We start from the raw sequence: 20,291 nt of genomic DNA on the forward strand, positions 1-20,291 counted from the left end.
TCTATTTATTATTGTAATTCTTTTTTCAGGAATTTGGAGGTATAGCCTTTTCCTTTTTTTACTATTTCTTCGGGGGTGCCTTTGGCGATCACTTTGCCGCCGCCTTTACCGCCTTCAGGACCAATATCTATGACATAGTCGGCCATTTTTACTACATCCAGGTTGTGTTCAATGATCAAAACCGAATTACCTTTATTGGTAAGTCGATTAAGAACCTCCATTAGCACTCTTATATCTTCGAAATGTAAACCGGTGGTAGGCTCGTCTAAGATATAAAAAGTATTCCCGGTATCGCGTTTGGATAGCTCGGTGGCCAGTTTTATTCGTTGAGCTTCCCCACCCGAAAGTGTAGTGCTTTGCTGGCCCAGGCTAATATAGCCCAACCCAACATCCTGTATGGTTTTTAATTTTCTATAAATTTTGGGAATATGTTCAAAGAATGGTGTGGCCTCATTTATTGTCATTTCCAAAACATCGGCAATAGATTTTCCTTTATACCTAATCTCAAGGGTTTCCCGGTTAAAGCGTTTGCCCTGGCAGGTTTCGCATTCCACGTAAACGTCGGGTAAAAAATTCATCTCAATTACCCTTAAGCCACCACCTTTACAGGTTTCGCAGCGACCTCCTTTAACATTGAAACTGAAACGCCCCGGTTTGTATCCTCTAATTAAGGCTTCAGGAGTTTTTGCAAAAAGGTTTCGAATTTCAGAAAAAACTCCGGTATAGGTTGCCGGGTTAGACCTGGGAGTTCGGCCAATGGGAGACTGATTAATATCGATCACCTTGTCAAGATTGTCCAGACCTTTTATACTTTTATAAGGAAGGGGCTGTTTTACCCCGTTAAAATAATACGCATTAAGGATCGGATATAAAGTTTCATTGATTAAGGTAGATTTTCCGCTCCCAGAAACTCCTGTAACGGCAATCATTTGTCCTAATGGAATTTTTATAGAAACGTTTTGAAGATTATTTCCGCTGGCGCCTTTCAACTCTAAAAATTTCCCATTTCCCTTGCGGCGTTTTCCGGGAATTTCAATGGCTTTTCTCCCGCTTAGGTAAGCTGCTGTAGTGGTTTCGTGTTTTAATATTTCTGAAGGAGTTCCCTGGCTTATAATTTCACCCCCATGTCGTCCGGCTTTTGGACCTATATCTATAACATGATCGGCACGCTCGATCATATCCTTATCGTGTTCTACCACGATTACTGAATTTCCAAGGTCCCGAAGCGAGATAAGCGAATTTATAAGCTTTTCATTATCTCGTTGGTGAAGGCCTATGCTGGGCTCGTCGAGTATGTATAGAACCCCTACCAACTGTGAACCAATTTGGGTGGCCAATCTAATGCGCTGCGCTTCCCCGCCTGAAAGTGATTTTGAACCGCGATTAAGCGAAAGATAGGTTAGCCCCACATCCATCAAAAACCCAATACGGCTTCTAATTTCTTTAATTACTTCAGCAGCGATTTGATTTTGTTTTTTAGTGAGTCGGGATTCCAGACCCTCGAACCAGGCAGAAAGATCACTGATATCCATTTGAGAAAGTTCAGCAATATTTTTCCCGTCGATCTTAAAATAAAGCGATTCTTTTACAAGGCGACTGCCGTGGCATTCCGGGCACTCTACCTTATCCATATATTCCTTGGCCCAGCGTTTTAAAGAGGTTGACTCATTATTATTAAAAGTATTTTCTATAAAAGTCGCAACCCCTTCAAAATCGATTTTAAAATCGCGGGTAATACCCAGCGTTTTCGATTGTTTTGAGAACTTTTCCTTTCCGCCGAACAAAATTAGATTTAAGGCTTCTTCAGGGATTTTACTAATAGGATCTGTAAGTTTAAAATCGTAACGTTCTCCTATGAGTTCCAATTGTGAGAAAACCCAGTTTTTCTTCTGCGGTCCGTGCGGGGCGAGAGCTCCGTTTTTAATGCTTTTTGAAGTATCGGGAATTACCTTATCTACATTTACTTTGTGCAGGCTGCCAATCCCGTTACAAACGTGGCAGGCACCTTTTGGGGAATTGAAAGAAAAAGTATTCGGTTCCGGATTAGGGTATGATATCCCGGAAGTAGGGCACATAAGAGTACGACTAAAATACCGTATTTCACCGGTTTCCTGCTCCATAATCATAAGCACATCATTGCCGTGATACATAGCAGTTTTAATGCTCTCATTTAGCCTGGATTGGGCCTCTGTTTTATCGTCTATTTTTAAGCGGTCTATGACAATTTCAATATCGTGAGTCACATAACGGTCGAGTTTCATACCTTTCACCAGGTCCCGAATTTCGCCGTCGGTGCGCACCTTTACAAAACCCTGTTTGGCGATTTGTTCAAATAGTTCGCGGTAATGACCTTTTCGGGATCTTACCACGGGAGCTAAAACGTTTACTTTTTTTCCATTAAAGTTCTCCAGAATAAGCTCTTTGATTTGCTCATCGGTATAACTCACCATTTTTTCCCCGGTTTTGTAGCTGTAAGCATCGCCGGCCCTGGCAAAAAGCAGGCGAAGGAAATCATAAATTTCGGTAATGGTACCAACCGTACTGCGGGGGTTTTTGGAAGTGGTTTTTTGTTCAATGGCGATAACTGGAGAGAGGCCTTCAATTTTATCTACATCGGGGCGTTCCAGTCCGCCTAAAAACTGGCGGGCATAGGCAGAGAAAGTTTCGATATAGCGCCTTTGACCTTCAGCATAAATAGTATCGAAAGCCAGAGAAGATTTCCCCGAACCAGAAAGACCGGTCAAGACAACCAGTTTCTCACGAGGAATACTAACATCAATATTTTTTAAATTGTGTACCCGAGCCCCGAGTACCTCGATATTATCTTCAGTTTTAGCCATATTTTTCTTCAAGAGGGCAAATTTACTTAATGTACAGCTAACTAAAAAGGAAGAGCAGATGCCGGGTTGTTAATTTCAAATTAAAGTTATGAGTTGGAGGTTTTTGTCGGGATGATAGAAAATTAAACGAATTAATAAAATTTGTTAAGTATTCTAAAATTCCTACAAATTATGGTTTTAAGCTGTTAAAAAATGGAGATAAACCCCCATAAAATATAAGGATTGTAGGGATAATATTACTGAAAAATATTTGCTTAATCTACTGATTTTCACCTATATTTGAGATATAAACTTTCCCCAAATTTTCGCTTACTCCCCCCGACAATTGTTCCGGTCCCCACCCGGAAATAGATTATTTGCCCCAGCAAAGATGTGCAGCTAATTTATTAACCAGTTTGCTTTGGCAAACACAATATTTTGTGGAATGATTTCGGAAAAAAAACAATTGTTGTTAATCACCGCGAAGCCGGGATTAACCAAATGCCTGAAAGACGGTTTAAGTATGCACTTTGAAGTGCACAGCGCGGGCTCTATGCATACAGGATATACGATGGCTCTTAATTTACTGCCCGATATTATTCTGGTAGATTATGGTTCATTTAGGGGTACCCGTAGTTTTAAGAATCTCTCCAATTTTAAATCGACCCATTTCCTAAGCCGGGCCTGGCTTCTTATGTATGCTGAAGCCGATTTGAAGTATGAGGTTCAAAGCCGCTTTAGGAGTATAGTAGATGAATTTCTATATTCTCCAACGCCCGAAGCTTTATGCGGAAAAGTAATAAAAATGGTCTTCGCCAATAATTCACTCTCTAATTTTTGGAAAGACAGTTTTATGGGACTCTTTAATTTAATGGCAAAACCGGTATTGCTGCTTGAGAATGAAAACATAGTAGCGATGAACGATTCCTTTAAACAAAGTTTTAAGATCAATACCTGCGAAGGACTTAAACTAACCGATTTTGTGAATGTCGACAATAAAGCAAAGGTTAAGGCAAGCCTGCGCAATTTTGCTCGGGGAAAGCATATTAAGGCCACAACCAGGACTGCATTGCTTTTAAAGAATAATAAGATGCGAAATGCCAGGATCAACTTTTCAAAGCTTAATAAAAACCACGGCAATCACTTTATTATGATTATCGATTTTACCGGAGAGGAGATGATAGTGAATCCCAAATTAGGAACAGATTCCCAGATTTTAAATGGCTGTTTCAAAGAAAACGGGAAAGTTGCCGATTTCAGTTTTACCAAGAGAGAGAAAGAGATTATTCAATTGCTTATAAAAGGATATAAGACCAAAGAAATTAGCGATACGCTATATATTTCACCAAAGACAATCGAGAAACATAGATCTAATATTATTAAGAGAACAAATTCAGATACTATCCTGGAAAGTATCATTTACGCTATTAATCATAAGCTTATCGATTACCAGCAGGTTTAAGAATATCAACTTTTAAGGGATTTCCCCTATTCCCTTCGCTACTTCATTGTAGTACTTTAGTGTCCAGATAAGTTTGTCACCCCACTTCGCTGCTTATCTGTGAACTTTCCCCATTATGTTTTGATTTTTTGTGCAAGGATATTTTATGCTTCGAAAGGAGAGCAGATATTTTTTATTAACCATTCTAATTATTCATTTAAAAATTTAATTATGAAAAACTTCAAGTACTATTTTGCCGGGCTCGCAATCGTTGCGATGCTGTTCACTTCCTGTAGCAAGGAAGAGGATTCCCTAATTAATGACCCCTCGGAAAAAGCAACACTGAGTTTCGGGGCGGTACTAAATGATCTTTTAGCCAACAGATCCCAGGCTAAACAAGCTTTGGGAGACATTCCTGAGTGTTCAGATGCAGCTCCCTCTTATGTGGAGGTGGTATTAAGTGGAACCGCTAATGTGGGAAGTATGGCCACACCGCTGGTAGTAGATGTGAATCCAAACCCATACGATTATGATGGCGATGGAGTAGCAGAATATTTCACTGAAGAGTCTATGGATTTAGAGCTGGTACCCGGCCCTTATTCTTTAGACTTTTTCGCTGTATATGACGCTGATGACAACCTTATTTGGCTTGCGCCATATGATGGAGGTACCTTATCCAATTTTGTAGATGATGCGCTACCTATTGAGTTCAATCTAGGTGCAGGCACTAAAAAATATGTAGATGTTGAGGTACTTTGTTTCGATGATCGCATTGTAAATGAATATGGCTACTTATTCTTTGATATTATAGGAAAAGAAGCCTATGAGTTCTGTGTTTTCATTAACTACTGTACCGATAATGGAAGACACTATCCCGCTTACTATTCATTTGATGTTTACTTAGGAACTGATGACAGCGGACAATTACTTCATTCAGACCTTAGACCAACTGCCAGTACAGAGGGCGAAGACCCATCTGTAGCGCCTTTATGTTTTGCGCTTCCAAACCCATCTACAGTGGCCGATGATGAGCCATATATTTTCTGGAGAGCTACACTTCTTGATTGGGAAGGAGTTTATGGAGAAGTTGGAGATTACGTACTGGAAGGTACTTTGAGCCGAAATGATATAATGGCCAATTTCGATGGAGATTCTAATGTAGACTATACCCACTTAAGATTTAACTGTGGTGACACACCACCTCCTGCCGACGATGACGACGACGACGGTATTCCAAATGACGATGATAACTGTCCAAACGTACCAAACCCAGGGCAGGAAAATTCCGATGGAGATAGCCATGGAGATGCCTGTGATAACTGTCCATTTGTAGATAATGAAGATCAGGCTGATACCGATGGGGATGGCGTAGGAGATGCCTGTGATGTTTGTCCTGGAGAAGATGATACTATAGATGAGAATGAAAATGGTATTCCAGACTGTCTTGAGGATGGTGGTGGAGAAGACCCGGTTGCAGATCTTGACGATTGTGAAACTGCCTATATGGTAGGAAATATTACGCTTCAGGAACTTGGTGTTGGAAACAACTGGGGCTGGGCTCATTATTTCGATGATGAGGATGGAGACTACCAGTTTAACATTTATGCCGGAGCCGGCCAAAACAACCTGGAGAAGGGAACTTTGGTAGGCGTAGTTAATATTTCTGTATCAGGAACTTTAGTAGATGTAGAAATTGACCTATTTGGCGGAGTGGATGCTGAGGAAGCTCACCTATATTTCAGTGATAATACACCTCTCAACACCAATGCGCCTGGCCAGTTCGGTAATAATATTCCTGGATTTGATGATACCTTCAATTGGGATACTACCTATTCAGGAGATGGAAACTTCTGGATTGCCATTCACTTAGGAGTTTGTCCAGAGGAAGACTAAATCCTTTTAAAATTTTAAAATTAATGAATTAATGAGGTTAATACCCGGACCATTTTTGTGGTCCGGGTTAACATAAGTCGCCTTAAATCCTACGACTAACCTTCAGTGCATTGAAAATTATAACCATTCTAAATATTTATTAACCTAAAACTATTTAATCATGAAAAACTTTAAATTTTACTCTTTGAGTATTGCAATTATTGCGATGCTTTTTACTTCCTGTAGCAAGGAAGACTCTCTCATCGATGATGTAGGTGGTGAAAAAGCCACTTTATCTTTGGGAGCTGTTTTAAACGACCTGGTGACCAACCGGGCTCAATTGAAACAGGCTATAGCCGATATTCCAGAATGTAGCGATGCGGCCCCGGCTTATGTAGAGGTAGTACTTACCGGAGCCCAAAATGTTGGTACTAATGAAGACCCTGTAGTTGTACAGGTACATCCCAGCCCGATTCAGGAAGATGGCCAGGATGTATGGTTTACTCAGGAATCTGCCGATCTTGAATTAACTCCCGGAAGTTACCAATTACAACATTTTGCAGTGTTTAGTGGTGGTGACGACCTTATTTGGTTGGCTCCCAAGGCCGGAAGCGATATGGCTCATTTCGTAGACAATCCGCTTCCTATAGACATTAATCTGGGTGCAGGAGTTAAGAAATATGTAGATGTTGAGGTGCTTTGTTTCGATGATCGCGATGTTAATCTATACGGATATTTATTCTTCGATATCATTGGAGTAAAGGCTATAGAATTCTGCATCTTCGGAAACTACTGTCCACCAAGTGGCAGACACTATCCTGCTGAGTTTAGTGTAGATGTGTGGGTATGGAATGATGGCCAACGAGGAGACCAGCTCTATGATGGAGTTACCAATACAGTAGAATTAAATGATGATGGAGATTACGCCGGGTCTGTTGCTTGTTTCCAATTGCCAGATAGAAGTGGATTAGATGAATATTACTTTGAAATTACCTTATTGGATTCTGATGCTTATGGCGATGTACAAAACCGGATTATAAGAAGAGGGGTAATTACAGACGATGTGGTGAGAAGCTTCTTTGGAGAAGGAAAAACTTTAGACTATTACCACTTTAGAGAAGGTTGTGGTGAAGATGGACCTCCAATTTTTGAAGATCCAGATGATGAGGCTACGCATTACAAAGCCTGTCTATATCCAACCGATGATTCATATGCCACCGGATTTGCATTTCTACGTTTAATGGGCAATACGCTGGATGTGACAGTTATGGCAACAAATTTAGAAGCCAATAAATCCCATATGCAGCATATTCATCAAAATGCAGAATGTGATGATGCAGGTGGAATTCTCTGGCCTTTAGATGATGGCGACGGTACCTATCCTGTAGCCAATGCAATGGGACAGGTAATCTATACACAATCCTTTGATGTCACCGGGGAAACTTTGAATCTCGATGATAGAACAATCAATTTACATGGTAAAACCATTGGCGGCTCATATAATGCCGGTTATGTGGTAAGCTGTGGTGCTATTGATGAAATAGTGCTGGATTGATAAAATAAAAAGGCGGGGGTCAAATGATCTCCGCCTTATATAATTCAATTAACCATTCAAAATAAATTTTTTATGAAAAGTATTAAAAGATTACTGGGAATAATAGCAGTGTTTTCGCTGGTTTTTACCTCCTGTAGTAAAGAAGAAGCCGGGTTAATGCCCGATGATGAGAAAGCTACTCTAAGCTTTAGTACTGTTTTAAACGATTTGGTAACTAATCGCCAGGCTCTAAAACAGCAAATGAGTGAAATACCTGAGTGTACCGATGACGCTCCGGCTTATGTGCATGTGGCGCTAACAGGACCTAACGGAAATGTGGGCACTATGATGGAACCCATTCAAATTGATGTAAATCCAACACCTTTCGATGAAGATGGGGATGGTACCGCAGAATATTTTACCGAAGAATCAGCCGAAATGGAGTTGGAACCCGGCGTTTATACTCTAAATTATTTCGCTGTATTTAATGAAGGTGGCGACTTGATTTGGCTTGCACCGCACGATGGTGGTACTCTTTCTAATTTTGTGGATAATCCGTTGCCATTTGAATTCAACCTGGGAGCAGGAGTTAAAAAGTATGTAGATGTAGAGGTGTTATGTTTTGATGATAGAATTGTAAACCTTTATGGATACCTGTTCTTCGATATTATTGGTAGAGAGGCATACACCTTCTGTGTATTCGCAAACTACTGTGATGAGAACGGAAGACACTACCCTGCATATTACTCTTTTGAAGTGTACCTGGGAACCGATGACTCTGGTGAGTTGTTATATTCAGATCTTTATCCTGTACCTAATACCGACGGGGAAGATCCATCTGTAGCACCACTGTGTTTCGCTCTACCTAATCCAACAAGTCTTGGCGGAGATGTACCTTATATCTATTGGAGAGCAACTCTTGAAGATTGGGAAGGAGTTTACGGCGAAGCTGGCGATCATGTATTGGAAGGTACCCTTACCCGAAATATTATTATGTCGCTATTAAATGATGATGGAGAAACTGTTGAGTATGCGCACCTAAGATTTAACTGCGGCCAGGATAATGGGGGCGGTAACGGTAATGGAGACTGCGATTTAACCGATCCAGATGCCGATTGCGATGACGATGGAGTTTTAAATGGCGTTGATCAATGTCCCGAGACTCCCGGGGCAGTAGAATGGGATGGTTGTCCCGACTCTGATGGTGATGGCGTTCACGATGGTATCGATGAATGTCCAGGAACTGCACCAGGCACTGAGGTAGATGAAGTAGGTTGTCCTGTTAATGGTGGAGGAACCGATCCTGAACCATGTCTAGCTGAGGCGCCTTCTGGATGTTCCACTACTTCAACTTCCAATTTCGTAGTGGATTCGACCACCTTCTTGCCCGTGCAGGAAAGTTGGGGAGATATCTCTGTGACCTTTGAAGAAGGAGGGGTTAGAATCGGAGTTACACCCGTGGTACCCTATGAAATAACCCATATAGAAGCTAGAATTAATGATGAAATAGCTTGTGTAACTACAGAAGAGCCAGGAGAAGGAGGAACTGTTTTGATACCTGGAATAAGTGAGAGCGACCTTAATTTCACAGTAGAGGTTAGAGCCAATATATGTGAGGTATCAGGAGATTAAGTATGACATGCCCAGTTGAATTAATTAACCGGGGGGTGACTAATTAACTGGGATTTATTCTCACCTAAGGGTGATGAATAAGAGGCTGTCCGAATCTTTTCGGACAGCCTTATTTTTTGTTAAAATTCACATAAGTCTTTGTTAATTAAAATTAAAATACAAAGTTAGTCTATGTAGATAATCGAAGTTATGTGTCTTTTATCGACATAAAGTTTATTTAATTAGTTGAAATACAACGGTCTATTTTAAATCAGTAATGCCGAAAATTAACTTTCATTTTTGAAATAATTTTAAAGTACTGGATAGTCTAAATGAATTTGTAGGAAACTGATTGTTAAATATTTGGATTGAGTTTTTAACTTTTTTTTGGAATAAACTTTGTAAAAACCTGAACCGTAAAATTGAATGTATAATTAATTAAATAGTCATTAAATCCTACTTATGAGAAAAAGCAGATTAATGTTACTACCGGTCCTGGTAGTTATGGCCTGTAGTAAAGACGACGTCACGGAAACCGAGGTGACAGAAAATCAATTAATTCCTGGAGAAACTGTAGAACAGGAGATTGAATTAGCATATCCCGATAAACAGGGACCGGTAACAGAAGTTTATTATGCAGGCCATAAGATGCCTGTAGAAGAGCATAATGGAGATTATGTGTATCAGGGCGATATTCTTATCCCGGCCGATATGACCAGTAAACAGCCCCAAAAGTTGGTATTGGAAGTGGGAGAGGAGCCCCAGGATAAAAGTACTGCACGAACCTCTGGGCATTGGCCAGATAATACAGTTTATTATGCTATAGATAGCAATTTACCTTCACAGAACAGGGTTACCGACGCCATTAAGCATTGGGAATCTAAAACTTCTTTGAAATTTGTCAAAAGAACAAATCAATCAAATTATGTGTACTTCACACCCGGCTCAGGTTGTTCCTCTTATGTGGGAATGATAGGGGGTAGACAAAATATTACACTTGCCAGTGGTTGTAGTACCGGAAATACTATCCACGAAATAGGTCACGCTATTGGGTTGTGGCATGAGCAGAGTAGAGTGGATAGAAACAATTATATCACCATACATTACGGTAACATAAGATCGGGAACCGAGCATAATTTTCATACCTATGAGCAAAGTGGCTTTGATGGAGATGAATTTACCAGCAGTTTGGATTATGGTTCTATTATGATGTATGGTCCTTATTCTTTTTCCAGTAATGGTAAACCCACCATTACTAAAACAAATGGTGACACATATTCAGTGCAAAGAACCAGTTTATCATCTGGTGATGTTCAGGGTGTAAATGCCATTTATAGCAGTGGAGGAACTGAGCCTACCTATATTAATGGAGAATACTACACTATTAGTGGATTAACGGTCCTCAGAGCGAATAATCTCTGGTATTACTGGACAAAATATGGCTGGAAAAGAGTTCATTTAGAGAACGGTAGATGGTATTGGTCTTAATCTGACCACATTAAAAACCCGGCAATTCGCCGGGTTTTTTATGCTTAAATTTAAAACTGTGGAAATCCGCACCACAGTTTTTTGAGGTTTATATCCCCAGTTTTTTAATTTTTCTTTAATACTCTTTAAGATAGAGTAAAGAAATAACAGGCAGTTTGCCCGAAATTTTTACATTATTTTACATCTTGGATCATTTTCTGTGAGAAAGCAATTACATCAGGTATAAAAGACTCAAATTCAAGGCGATATGCTTTGTAATTATTATTCAAATCTTCTACGGCCTTTTGCATATTAGAATTGTAAGTAGTGCGCCTATCCATTTGTGACAATATTCTTTTTAAACCATTTACGTCAGAATAACTTACAAGCCAGTTGTGTTTCACCATATATGGAAAAAATCCCTGTACCTCTCCGGGTAGAATCTCGAAATTTTCTGAAATCAAGCTGTAAAAATTAGCGCTGTAATCTTCTAAACTCATTTGGCTGTAATCTTCCCAGTTCGTCGCCAAAAAGTGGTCATAAAACATATCTACAATTACGCGGCTATAATGCCTGTGCTTAGGGAATAACCTGCTTACACTTTTTTTAAACTGAATATGGGAATCGGTGAAACTATCTATCCTTCTGTGGAGTAAAATTCCTTGCTGTATTTCGATTGGATAAAGCTGGTAATCATTTCCCTTTACAAAATCGGCAATGAAATTACCAATGATTAGGTTAGGGTCTTCTCCTGAAAGATAAATATGGGCCAGATAGTTCATGCTACTAATTTACGCTTATTGAAGTTTAGCCTGTTTATCTTTTGTTAAGTTTTGCAGTATTGCAGAAGCTAATTTTATATTTGTTAAAAATTTTGGTTTTTGCTGATTATAACCCTTAGCAGAAGCCTTCCAAATAAAAATCAAATGAGCTTAATAAAATCAATTTCAGGGATTCGCGGAACCATTGGCGGAAACCCGGGAGATAATCTTACACCGCTAGATGTGGTGAAATTTTCGGCCGCCTATGGCAGCTGGCTAAAAAAATATAGCAATAAGGAAGATCTAAAAGTGGTTGTGGGTAGGGATGCCCGTATTTCAGGGAAAATGGTCCAGGAACTTAGTATGAATACTCTTACTGCTCTGGGGATCGATGTTGTAGATATAGGCCTCTCAACTACTCCTACTGTAGAAATTGCAGTGCCTATAGAAAAGGCCGATGGAGGAATCATTTTTACCGCCAGTCATAACCCAAAACAGTGGAATGCTTTAAAATTACTAAATGAAAAAGGGGAGTTTCTGGATGCCGAACAGGGAAAACTCATTCTGGAATTAGCTGAAGCAGAAAATTTTAATTTTTCAGAAGTAGATCAGTTAGGGGAAATTACACTTATCGACGACTATATAGATAGACATATTGATGAAGTTTTGAAACTCACACTGGTTAAGCCTGAAAAAATCAAAGCTGCAAATTTTAAAGTGGTGGTCGATGCCGTGAATTCTACCGGTGGGATTGCTCTCCCGGCCTTACTTAAAAAACTTGGAGTTGAGGTAGTAGAATTATATTGTGACCCCAATGGGCATTTTCCGCATAATCCTGAACCCTTAAAAGAACATCTTACCGATATTTCAAACCTGGTGGTTAAAGAAAAAGCCGACCTGGGTCTGGTTGTCGATCCAGATGTAGACAGGCTGGCTATTATCGATGAAAATGGAGAAATGTTTGGGGAAGAATATACCCTGGTAGCCTGCGCCGATTATGTTTTGGGGAAAACTCCTGGAAACACGGTAAGCAATCTATCATCTTCCCGGGCACTTAGAGATGTGACCGAAAAACATTCAGGAAAATATCAGGCAAGTGCCGTGGGAGAGGTGAATGTGGTGGAATTGATGAAATCTACCAAAGCCGTTATAGGTGGTGAAGGTAATGGCGGGATTATTTACCCCGAATCTCACTACGGAAGGGATAGCCTGGTAGGTGTTGGTCTTTTCTTATCTCACCTGGCAGAGAAAAAGGTGAAGGTTTCAGATTTAAAAAAGGAGTATCCCGCCTATTTTATGAGCAAAAATAAAATCGAATTAACCCCCGATTTAGATGTAGATGGAGTTTTAAAGGCAGTAGAAGAGAAGTACTCAAATGAAGATTTAACCACCATCGATGGAGTTAAAATCGATTTTGAAAACAATTGGGTGCATTTGCGAAAATCTAATACCGAACCTATTATTCGCATTTATACCGAAGCAAAATCTCAACAGGAAGCCGATGAGCTTGCTCAAAAAATGATTAAAGAAATCGAGAATATTGTAGCTTAATCTATAATTACCGAATCTTTAGAAATTTCACGATTCATATGCTTCCAACGCTTGTGAGTCCAGAGGTAAAGTTCAGGTTTTTCCCGAATTTGCTTTTCGAGTAAGTCTATAAATTTTCGGGTAATATAAAACGACTCCTCTTGTTGTGGAGCTTCAGAAATTGGAATTAAAGAGGCCTTATAATGGCCTCTTTTTATTTTATCTACCTTGAGATACACCACCGCAATATCGTGTTCTCTGGCAAGTAATTCAGAACCCATAAATACAGGAACCCTAATCCCCATAAATTTAGCCCAGTGGGCTCTTGTAAAGCGTTTTGGAGATTGATCTGAAATCATCGCATAAGCCGAAAGCTGATCTTTTTCTTCATTTTTGGCGATGAATTTTCGCGCCATTGAGGTGGGGATTAAAACTCCATCATAACGACCTCTAATCTCCCTTGCCATTTTATCAAAATGCGGATTTTTAATCTTTTTATAAACGCCGTAAGCCTGATGCTCCACCCCCTGAAGTTGCAGGGCGTTCATCCATTCATAACTCGCATAATGCCCGCACATAATGATGAGGTTTTTATTGAGATTTTTAAGTCTTTGATATTCTTCTGGATTTTCAAGCTGAAAGCGTTTGACCATTTCTTCTTCAGATATACTTATGCTTTTTATCATTTCCAGAAACATATCGCACATATGCCTATAAAACTTCTTCCTGATCTTTTTTAATTCTGAAGTTGATTTCTCAGGAAAAGCCAGTTTTAAATTGTCTACAACTACTTTTTTGCGGTAACCAGTGATATAATACACCAAGAAATAGACTGCATCAGATAAGCGGTAAAAAAAGGGAAAAGGTAATTTGGAAATAGCCCAAAGTATAGGGTAGATAAGCCGGAAAACTAAAGCCTGCATAAAAAAACTTTCAGCAAATATATGGTATATTTGGCATTAAACTTAAGCATCTATGGGAGATTTGAACCTTACGACCCTTATCATAATCATCATTAATGTGGTGGTTTCTATGAAGGGTTTTAATGACTATTCATTTTTTGAAAAATATAAATTCAATATTGGCGATATAAGGGCAGGGGCCAAATATCAAATTTTCACCTCGGGCTTTTTGCATGTAGATACCACACATCTTTTTGTAAACATGCTTACACTTTATTTCTTTGCCAATGTAGTTTTATATGATTTAGGCTCTACAGGATTTATTATAGTTTACCTTGCCAGTTTGATTTTGGGGAATTTGCTTTCCTACTTTTTCCATAAAAATGATTATAACTATAGCGCAGTGGGTGCAAGTGGTGCGGTTATGGGGGTTCTTTATTCAGCTATATTATTGCGACCCGATATGATGCTGGGCCTGTTTTTTATCATTCCCATTCCCGCTTATGTCTTTGGAATTGGTTACCTGCTATACACCATTTACGGGATGAAAAACAAGGTTGGTAATATTGGTCACGATGCCCATTTTGGCGGTGCAATTGGAGGTTATTTTTTAACGCTAATTCTGGCTCCCTGGGTTTTCACCCAACATCTGTTAATGACCATTTTACTGGCTATTCCTATTGTTTTGTTATTTATTCTACAAAAAACCGGGAAAATCTAATTTTGGTACCTTAATTGTTTTGCACCTAAAAATCTAAAACCAGTTGTAATATGAAAAAGTTATTCTTTATAGCTCTTTTGAGCTTATCTTTTGGTCTTCAGGCGCAACAAGATGCCGCACAAAGTGGAATTCACGTTGAAGGTGAAGGCGTTGTAAAAGTAGTTCCCGATGAGGTCGAAATAAGTTCGCGGGTGGAACACGAAGGGAATAGCGCGGCAGAGGTGCAGCGCAAAACCGATGCGGTAATCGATCAAATTATAAAATACCTGAAATCCCAGGGAATCTCAGAAAAAAATATTCGTACCGATTATGTGAATTTGAATAAACGCTATAATTACAACGAAAAGACTTATTCTTATGTAGCTGCTCAAAGTCTTTCGATTAGGCTTGAGGATATCTCTAAGTATGAGGAAATTATAGAAGGCTTGCTTCAAAATGGTTTAAACGGAATTAATGGTGTTCAATTCAAATCTTCAGAATTAAAAAAATACCAGGCACAGGCTCGTGAAAAGGCAGTTCTTGATGCAAAGCAAAAAGCCCAAGAACTGGCTGCTCCATTAAATCTAAAGCTCGGAAATGCTTATTATATCAATGAAAATTCCGGGAATTCTTACCAACCGGTTTATCGAATGGCCGAATTAAAAATGAGCGATGCCAGCGAATCAAGCGAAAGTTTGGCACCGGGAGAAATGGAAGTTAGCGTAAAAGTGCAGGTGGTTTTTCAGTTATATTTCCAATAAAACCTAAAAAAGCGGCCAGGGCCGCTTTTTTAATTTTAGATAAGTTGCCAATTAATCCAACATCTCTGCGATTTTGTTTTCAAGGGCTTTACCTCGAAGATTTTTAGCCACGATGACTCCCTCTTCATCTAAGATAAATGCTGCGGGAATTGCCCTAATTCCGTAAAGTTGGGCAACAGGATCCTGCCAGAATTGTAGATGTGAAACCTGGTACCAGGGAAGTCCGTCATCTTCTATAGCCTTTAACCAGCGATCTCTTTGATTAGGACGGTCTAAGGACACCCCAATAATATTAAGGCCTTTTTCGTGATATTTATTATATATTTTTACCAGATTGGGATTTTCAACCCTACAGGGTTTACACCAGGCAGCCCAAAAATCAATCAGGGTTACTTTACCCATTGCATCTTTCAGGGATAGTTGCTCCCCATCGGGGGTTGGAGCGGTAAATTCGGGCGCTTTGCTACCAATATCAACTGCACTTGATTTCTCTAAATTTTGATTCAGGCTTTGCGCCATTGGGGTTTGTTTCACTTCCTCGCTTAGATTTTCGAATCTAGGTTTTAATTCTGAAGCCGGAGTTTTCATTTGAAGAAGATCGGTAAGTATCATAACCGATACAAAAGATTCAGGATGCTCATCAAGCAACTTTATTTTATAATTTTTGTCGCTTTCCATCAGGCTTTGCTGAAAGTTCTGAAATTTTTGGATCGCCCCGGTATCGCGATTTTGAAGCGCTGCCTGTACTTCCTGGCGGCCTTCCATCATTTTTCGGTTTACTTCCTGAAGGTGGGTTAAATATTGAGCTAATACTTTATTTTCTTTCCCGCCAATTACTTCTGAAGCGCGAAGGCTATCTTTATAAATTCTAAAGTTTATTTTATCGTTTTCTGCGATATAAATAACGTTGCCGGGTACCCCATCGATTTCCAGAAAACTTAAACCGGGCCCTTTTCGGTCCTCCAGATCGAGTTCAAATTTTTCGTTTGCAATAGAGGTAGAATCTTTTCTAACCGGGCTGGAGGCCGGATTTTCCATTTCCATCACATAAATTTTGGTCCCATCTTCAACCCCCTTTGCTTCCCCGGTGATATAATATCCTTTTTCGTCGTTGTCGCAGGCAAGAAGACTTACCGTCACAGCTAAAACACTTAATATTTTACGCATATATTCTATAATTTTCAACAAAAATAAGGAACCCAAAAGTTTTGCAGCCTACAGGGCTTTAAAAATATGTTAATTCAAATTCCCTTATCTTCAGCAATAACTCAAACTCGTATTTTTATCTTATATTAATCTTCTATGAGTAAAAGAGATCAGGATCTTCCCTTTAAAATCAAAATTAGTTTCCATAAAGTAATCGAGCAGTATGAGGCCCAGCTCGAAAAGGAGTCAAGTGAAATTGGGAAAAAATCTATCAAAAGCATTTTGGATTATATCTCAGATTTTCCAAAGTTGGTAGAAGGAATCAATGATTTAAAAGAACTTCAGCAGTACAGAGAGCCTATTAAGGTTTTGCTGGACGACCTATTTCCTTATGTATTAAGCTCTAATGAAATAAAAGCTGCAGGAGTTCCTTTTAGAGATTTCCTTTTTAACCGTTCTGTTAAGCTGAAAAAAATTATGCAGGCAGCCGGGGATGATTTTCAGCTCCAAATGCGCAATATAGATGATAAGATGAATTATATACATTCCTGTATATACATTCTCAATAAATACTATGACTTTGGGATTGATTTCTCCCGCCCACTGTATTATGATATCCCAGATGAAAGTGGTATAACCCGGCATTATCGAATCGCAATAAACAACGATTTTATAGAGATAGCACCCGGGAAGAACGCGAAAAAGATCACTCAAAAAGATGTGGATAAATTAATCCAGAACGTAGAGGATCTGGAACTCTGGAAAGAAATGTTTCCGCCGGGTAGCTGGGAATTTAAAGGTTTTATTATCCTTAACCTTACCGATGTTACCGTAGATGAGGCTATTTCTAACCTTAAAACCACACTGCTTTTCGAGCAATCTTCAGAAAAGGATGAATTGCTGAAATTGCAGGAGATTTTCAGGTCTATCTATAAAATACCCGATTTACGTGTAGGTTTTACGGTTTATAATGCGCAGGATGGCAATTTTGAACGAATGGAAACCAAAGATGCTCACAGCTTTATTTTGAATAAGGAAGTGGTAAGTGAATGCAATGAAGGAATTTGTAAAGAAGGTTTCAAAAAGTTATTCGAGGAGCGTACTTTTTACAGTATTGCCAATCTGGAATCTTATGCCTCGAAAAAGAAAAATAATTTACTTTCTCAGCGTCTCAAAGAAAACGGAATAAAAAGCTGCATCCTGGCGCCGGTGATAAAGAACAATAAATTTCTGGGCGTTTTAGAATTGGTTTCAGAAAGAAAAAACGAGCTCAATAGTATAAATGCCATAAAACTTGACGAAATACTACCTTATATAGCTACCGCGGTTGAAAGAAACCGTACTGAGTTTGAAAACAGAGTTAAGGCAGTAATTCAAAGTGAATGCACCTCGATTCACCCAAGCGTATTATGGATTTTTGAAAAAGAAGCCAAAAGGTTTATCAGAGACCTGGAGGAAGATGGCCTGGCGAGTTTTAAGGATATCGTATTTAAAAATATATATCCTTTGTATGGGCAAATAGATATTGTGGCTTCTTCAGATGCCCGCAATGAGGCTATTCAAAGAGATTTGATGCATCAGTTAAAACTTATAGAAAAGATAATCGATAAAGCTTATGCTTTAGAAGAATTACCTATCTATGAGCAGGTGAAATTCCGCATAAAAGATTTCAGAAAAGAGCTGAAGGAAAGCCTGAATGCTTCCAGCGAGCAAAAGGTGTTTAATATGCTTCAAAAAGAGGTTAACCCCATTATGTCTCATCTTCGAAAACAGTCTAAAGAGCTTAAAGTTTTGGTAGATGAATATGAACAGGAGCTTAACCCCGAAACCGGCCTGGTTTATAATCACCGAAAAGATTACGACATTACGGTGCAACAGGTTAACCGCACAATGTCACGGTATATCGACCGGCAGCAGGTAAAGGCGCAGGAGATCTATCCGCATTATTTCGAGCGTTATAAGACCGATGGGGTAGACCACAATATTTACATTGGTGCTGAGATGGCCAAAGACAAGCCATTTAACAAGGTTTATTTATATAACCTTCGTTTATGGCAATTAAGCACAATGTGCGAAATGGAGAACCGGTTTTACCAGCTCCAGGAGAATACGCCTATAAAGTTAGAGGCGGCATCGCTAATTTTGGTTTATAATACAACTTTATCTATTCGGTATAGAATGGATGAAAAGAAGTTTGATGTAGATGGCACTTATAATGCCCGCTATGAAATCATCAAAAAACGCCTCGACAAAGCTCACGTAAAAGGAACTGAAGAACGCATAACCCAGAAAGGGAAAATTTCGATAATCTATTCCCAAAAAAGCGATGAACGCGAGTATTTAAGGTATGTCAAATACCTCCAGGCTAAAAAATACCTTGGCAAGAAGGTAGAACTTCTGGAATTAGAAGATGTTCAGGGGGTAGTGGGACTAAAAGCCATTCGGGTGAATATACTTTACAGCGCCCAGAATGATAATGAACATAACTTTACCTACGAAGAATTGATGGAGGAACTACAGTAGGTAGAACGCCACCACGAAAGCAATTACTGAACAAATAATCCCTATCATAAAAACAGTATAGGTTAGTCTTAACAACATATACTTTTTATGGAGCACTTTGCCCAGCAAATGCAGGTCCAGCATAAGTGATTCGTAAACATAGTCTTTATCCTGCATTATTTCTTTCATTCCCCATTTAAATTGATCGAAGGGCATTTTGTGAATATTTCCAAAAAACAGAAGGTTCACTTCTCTGTTCTTTACCTGTTCTTTTGTAAATTCTCCTGAAGTAACCTGGGGTCGGGTAGAAAGTATGGAGAGAATTATTGACGCTACGCTAAATAAGATTAGGATAAGGGTTGGAATAAGCAGGTGCTTGTTGCTGGCTGCATCGAGTTTGGGGATCATGTTGGCCAGGGCCAGCGAAATAATAATCGCATTTACCGATAACAGGATGTTAGCCTTTGTATCGGCAATATCACTAAGTTTTATATGGTTCCTAAGAGTAACTCTAAAAAGGGTTTGTAAGCTACGCTCAGGACTTTCATTTTTGTATTTCGCCTTCATTCGCGCTTTAGCCTCTTCTTTCTGAAGCTTCTTCTCCTGCTTGTTTTTACTCTCGATAAGTGCCAGCAGATTTTCATCCTTTTTTGGCTGCCATTCCTTTAGAGCATATTCAGTATGAAATTTATGCTGTTCGGTAAGCATTCTTATATTTTCATCGATCCATTCGGTAGGAGAATAGTTGCCAATATTGTGAAGCTGAAGTTCCTGGCGTAGAAGTTCACTGGTTTCTTCAAAATAATCCTTTCCAAAGTGAGAGGCGTCGGCATCTTTGATGATTTTCTCTTCAAAGCTTTCGGGTTCATAGCTAAAGCGTGTTGCTAATATATATTGGCTTACTTTTTCAATAAGTTCAGGAGCCGCATTTTGCTCTTTAAGAAAGCCTTTTGCGATCTCTACACTTTGATTTTCATGGCCCTTATAAGTTCTGGTATAACCCGTGTCATGAAGCCACGCGGCCAGCAATAACGCCTCTTCCTCTTTAACATGAATTTCAGAATTATCAATTAATTCTTTAGTACTTTTAACCACACGCTGCGTATGCGTATAGTTATGATATATATAAGTATTTGGTAATTCTTCCTTAAATAAATTCAGCACAAAATCGTCGGCTTTCTCTATGAGTTGGTTCATGTACTATTGTGTTTAGATGAGCCAAATTACAAAAAAGATCAAACTCAT

14 protein-coding genes are annotated in these 20,291 nt (G+C 39.2%); 9 read left to right on the top strand and 5 right to left on the bottom strand.

All coding sequences use genetic code 11. The annotated features are described in order from the left end of the window. Positions 1 to 8 precede the first annotated feature (8 nt). The gene (uvrA, locus tag ACW6QP_RS05510; protein WP_457909854.1) at positions 9 to 2,840 is read right to left on the bottom strand and encodes an excinuclease ABC subunit UvrA; all 2,832 of its coding nucleotides are present in this window, start codon (positions 2,838 to 2,840) and stop codon (positions 9 to 11) included. 424 nt (positions 2,841 to 3,264) lie between these two features. On the opposite strand from uvrA, the gene ACW6QP_RS05515 reads away from it, so the two are divergent. The 5 genes from ACW6QP_RS05515 to ACW6QP_RS05535 all read left to right on the top strand — a co-directional run bounded on the left by ACW6QP_RS05515 (position 3,265) and on the right by ACW6QP_RS05535 (position 10,765). Further along, complete coding sequence (locus ACW6QP_RS05515; RefSeq protein ID WP_457909855.1) at positions 3,265 to 4,281, top strand: response regulator transcription factor; 1,017 nt, start codon at positions 3,265 to 3,267, stop codon at positions 4,279 to 4,281. A 210-nt stretch (positions 4,282 to 4,491) separates the two neighbouring features. After that, positions 4,492 to 6,153 (top strand): thrombospondin type 3 repeat-containing protein, encoded by a 1,662-nt coding sequence (locus ACW6QP_RS05520; protein WP_457909856.1) that lies wholly within the window; start codon positions 4,492 to 4,494, stop codon positions 6,151 to 6,153. A 160-nt stretch (positions 6,154 to 6,313) separates the two neighbouring features. Further along, positions 6,314 to 7,687 (top strand): hypothetical protein, encoded by a 1,374-nt coding sequence (locus tag ACW6QP_RS05525; RefSeq protein WP_457909857.1) that lies wholly within the window; start codon positions 6,314 to 6,316, stop codon positions 7,685 to 7,687. A 72-nt stretch (positions 7,688 to 7,759) separates the two neighbouring features. Beyond that, positions 7,760 to 9,298: a hypothetical protein gene (locus ACW6QP_RS05530; protein WP_457909858.1), complete on the top strand. Its 1,539-nt coding sequence runs from the start codon at positions 7,760 to 7,762 to the stop codon at positions 9,296 to 9,298. A gap of 441 nt (positions 9,299 to 9,739) precedes the next feature. Beyond that, entirely contained in the window at positions 9,740 to 10,765 is a 1,026-nt protein-coding gene (locus ACW6QP_RS05535) for a M12 family metallopeptidase (protein WP_457909859.1), read from the top strand. 173 nt (positions 10,766 to 10,938) lie between these two features. Here ACW6QP_RS05535 and ACW6QP_RS05540 read toward each other — a convergent pair whose 3' ends face one another. Then, positions 10,939 to 11,526, bottom strand: coding sequence for an acyl carrier protein phosphodiesterase (locus tag ACW6QP_RS05540; protein WP_457909860.1), 588 nt, complete (start codon positions 11,524 to 11,526; stop codon positions 10,939 to 10,941). Positions 11,527 to 11,670: 144 nt separating this feature from the next. Here ACW6QP_RS05540 and glmM point away from each other — a divergent pair, with 144 nt between their 5' ends. Further along, on the top strand, positions 11,671 to 13,056 hold the full coding sequence (gene glmM / locus ACW6QP_RS05545; RefSeq protein WP_457909861.1) for a phosphoglucosamine mutase: 1,386 nt from the start codon (positions 11,671 to 11,673) through the stop codon (positions 13,054 to 13,056). Here glmM and ACW6QP_RS05550 read toward each other — a convergent pair. After that, entirely contained in the window at positions 13,053 to 13,958 is a 906-nt protein-coding gene (locus ACW6QP_RS05550; protein WP_457909862.1) for a lysophospholipid acyltransferase family protein, read from the bottom strand. The two genes, glmM and ACW6QP_RS05550, sit on opposite strands and share 4 nt — an antisense overlap. Before the next feature lie 52 nt (positions 13,959 to 14,010). Between ACW6QP_RS05550 and ACW6QP_RS05555 the strand changes: the two genes are divergently transcribed. After that, the gene (locus tag ACW6QP_RS05555) at positions 14,011 to 14,658 is read left to right on the top strand and encodes a rhomboid family intramembrane serine protease (protein ID WP_457909863.1); all 648 of its coding nucleotides are present in this window, start codon (positions 14,011 to 14,013) and stop codon (positions 14,656 to 14,658) included. A 50-nt stretch (positions 14,659 to 14,708) separates the two neighbouring features. Next, positions 14,709 to 15,398 (top strand): SIMPL domain-containing protein, encoded by a 690-nt coding sequence (locus ACW6QP_RS05560; RefSeq protein WP_457909864.1) that lies wholly within the window; start codon positions 14,709 to 14,711, stop codon positions 15,396 to 15,398. A gap of 51 nt (positions 15,399 to 15,449) precedes the next feature. Here the strand turns inward: ACW6QP_RS05560 and ACW6QP_RS05565 are convergent, their stop codons facing one another. After that, positions 15,450 to 16,565, bottom strand: a complete 1,116-nt coding sequence (locus ACW6QP_RS05565) for a redoxin domain-containing protein (RefSeq protein ID WP_457909865.1) — start codon at positions 16,563 to 16,565, stop codon at positions 15,450 to 15,452. Positions 16,566 to 16,700: 135 nt separating this feature from the next. On the opposite strand from ACW6QP_RS05565, the gene ACW6QP_RS05570 reads away from it, so the two are divergent. After that, the gene (locus tag ACW6QP_RS05570) at positions 16,701 to 19,067 is read left to right on the top strand and encodes a GAF domain-containing protein (RefSeq protein WP_457909866.1); all 2,367 of its coding nucleotides are present in this window, start codon (positions 16,701 to 16,703) and stop codon (positions 19,065 to 19,067) included. On the opposite strand, the gene ACW6QP_RS05575 is transcribed toward ACW6QP_RS05570, so the two are convergent. Continuing rightward, positions 19,059 to 20,243 (bottom strand): Pycsar system effector family protein, encoded by a 1,185-nt coding sequence (locus tag ACW6QP_RS05575; protein WP_457909867.1) that lies wholly within the window; start codon positions 20,241 to 20,243, stop codon positions 19,059 to 19,061. The two genes, ACW6QP_RS05570 and ACW6QP_RS05575, sit on opposite strands and share 9 nt — an antisense overlap. Positions 20,244 to 20,291 lie beyond the last annotated feature (48 nt).

The organism is Salegentibacter haimaensis (assembly GCF_054121495.1).

What these genes read in the sequence shown, in the direction of transcription:
- uvrA (WP_457909854.1), bottom strand. Translation starts at nt 2,840, where the DNA reads ATGGCTAAAACTGAAGATAATATCGAGGTACTCGGGGCTCGGGTACAC.
- ACW6QP_RS05515 (WP_457909855.1), top strand. Translation starts at nt 3,265, where the DNA reads ATGATTTCGGAAAAAAAACAATTGTTGTTAATCACCGCGAAGCCGGGA.
- ACW6QP_RS05520 (WP_457909856.1), top strand. Translation starts at nt 4,492, where the DNA reads ATGAAAAACTTCAAGTACTATTTTGCCGGGCTCGCAATCGTTGCGATG.
- ACW6QP_RS05525 (WP_457909857.1), top strand. Translation starts at nt 6,314, where the DNA reads ATGAAAAACTTTAAATTTTACTCTTTGAGTATTGCAATTATTGCGATG.
- ACW6QP_RS05530 (WP_457909858.1), top strand. Translation starts at nt 7,760, where the DNA reads ATGAAAAGTATTAAAAGATTACTGGGAATAATAGCAGTGTTTTCGCTG.
- ACW6QP_RS05535 (WP_457909859.1), top strand. Translation starts at nt 9,740, where the DNA reads ATGAGAAAAAGCAGATTAATGTTACTACCGGTCCTGGTAGTTATGGCC.
- ACW6QP_RS05540 (WP_457909860.1), bottom strand. Translation starts at nt 11,526, where the DNA reads ATGAACTATCTGGCCCATATTTATCTTTCAGGAGAAGACCCTAACCTA.
- glmM (WP_457909861.1), top strand. Translation starts at nt 11,671, where the DNA reads ATGAGCTTAATAAAATCAATTTCAGGGATTCGCGGAACCATTGGCGGA.
- ACW6QP_RS05550 (WP_457909862.1), bottom strand. Translation starts at nt 13,958, where the DNA reads ATGCAGGCTTTAGTTTTCCGGCTTATCTACCCTATACTTTGGGCTATT.
- ACW6QP_RS05555 (WP_457909863.1), top strand. Translation starts at nt 14,011, where the DNA reads ATGGGAGATTTGAACCTTACGACCCTTATCATAATCATCATTAATGTG.
- ACW6QP_RS05560 (WP_457909864.1), top strand. Translation starts at nt 14,709, where the DNA reads ATGAAAAAGTTATTCTTTATAGCTCTTTTGAGCTTATCTTTTGGTCTT.
- ACW6QP_RS05565 (WP_457909865.1), bottom strand. Translation starts at nt 16,565, where the DNA reads ATGCGTAAAATATTAAGTGTTTTAGCTGTGACGGTAAGTCTTCTTGCC.
- ACW6QP_RS05570 (WP_457909866.1), top strand. Translation starts at nt 16,701, where the DNA reads ATGAGTAAAAGAGATCAGGATCTTCCCTTTAAAATCAAAATTAGTTTC.
- ACW6QP_RS05575 (WP_457909867.1), bottom strand. Translation starts at nt 20,243, where the DNA reads ATGAACCAACTCATAGAGAAAGCCGACGATTTTGTGCTGAATTTATTT.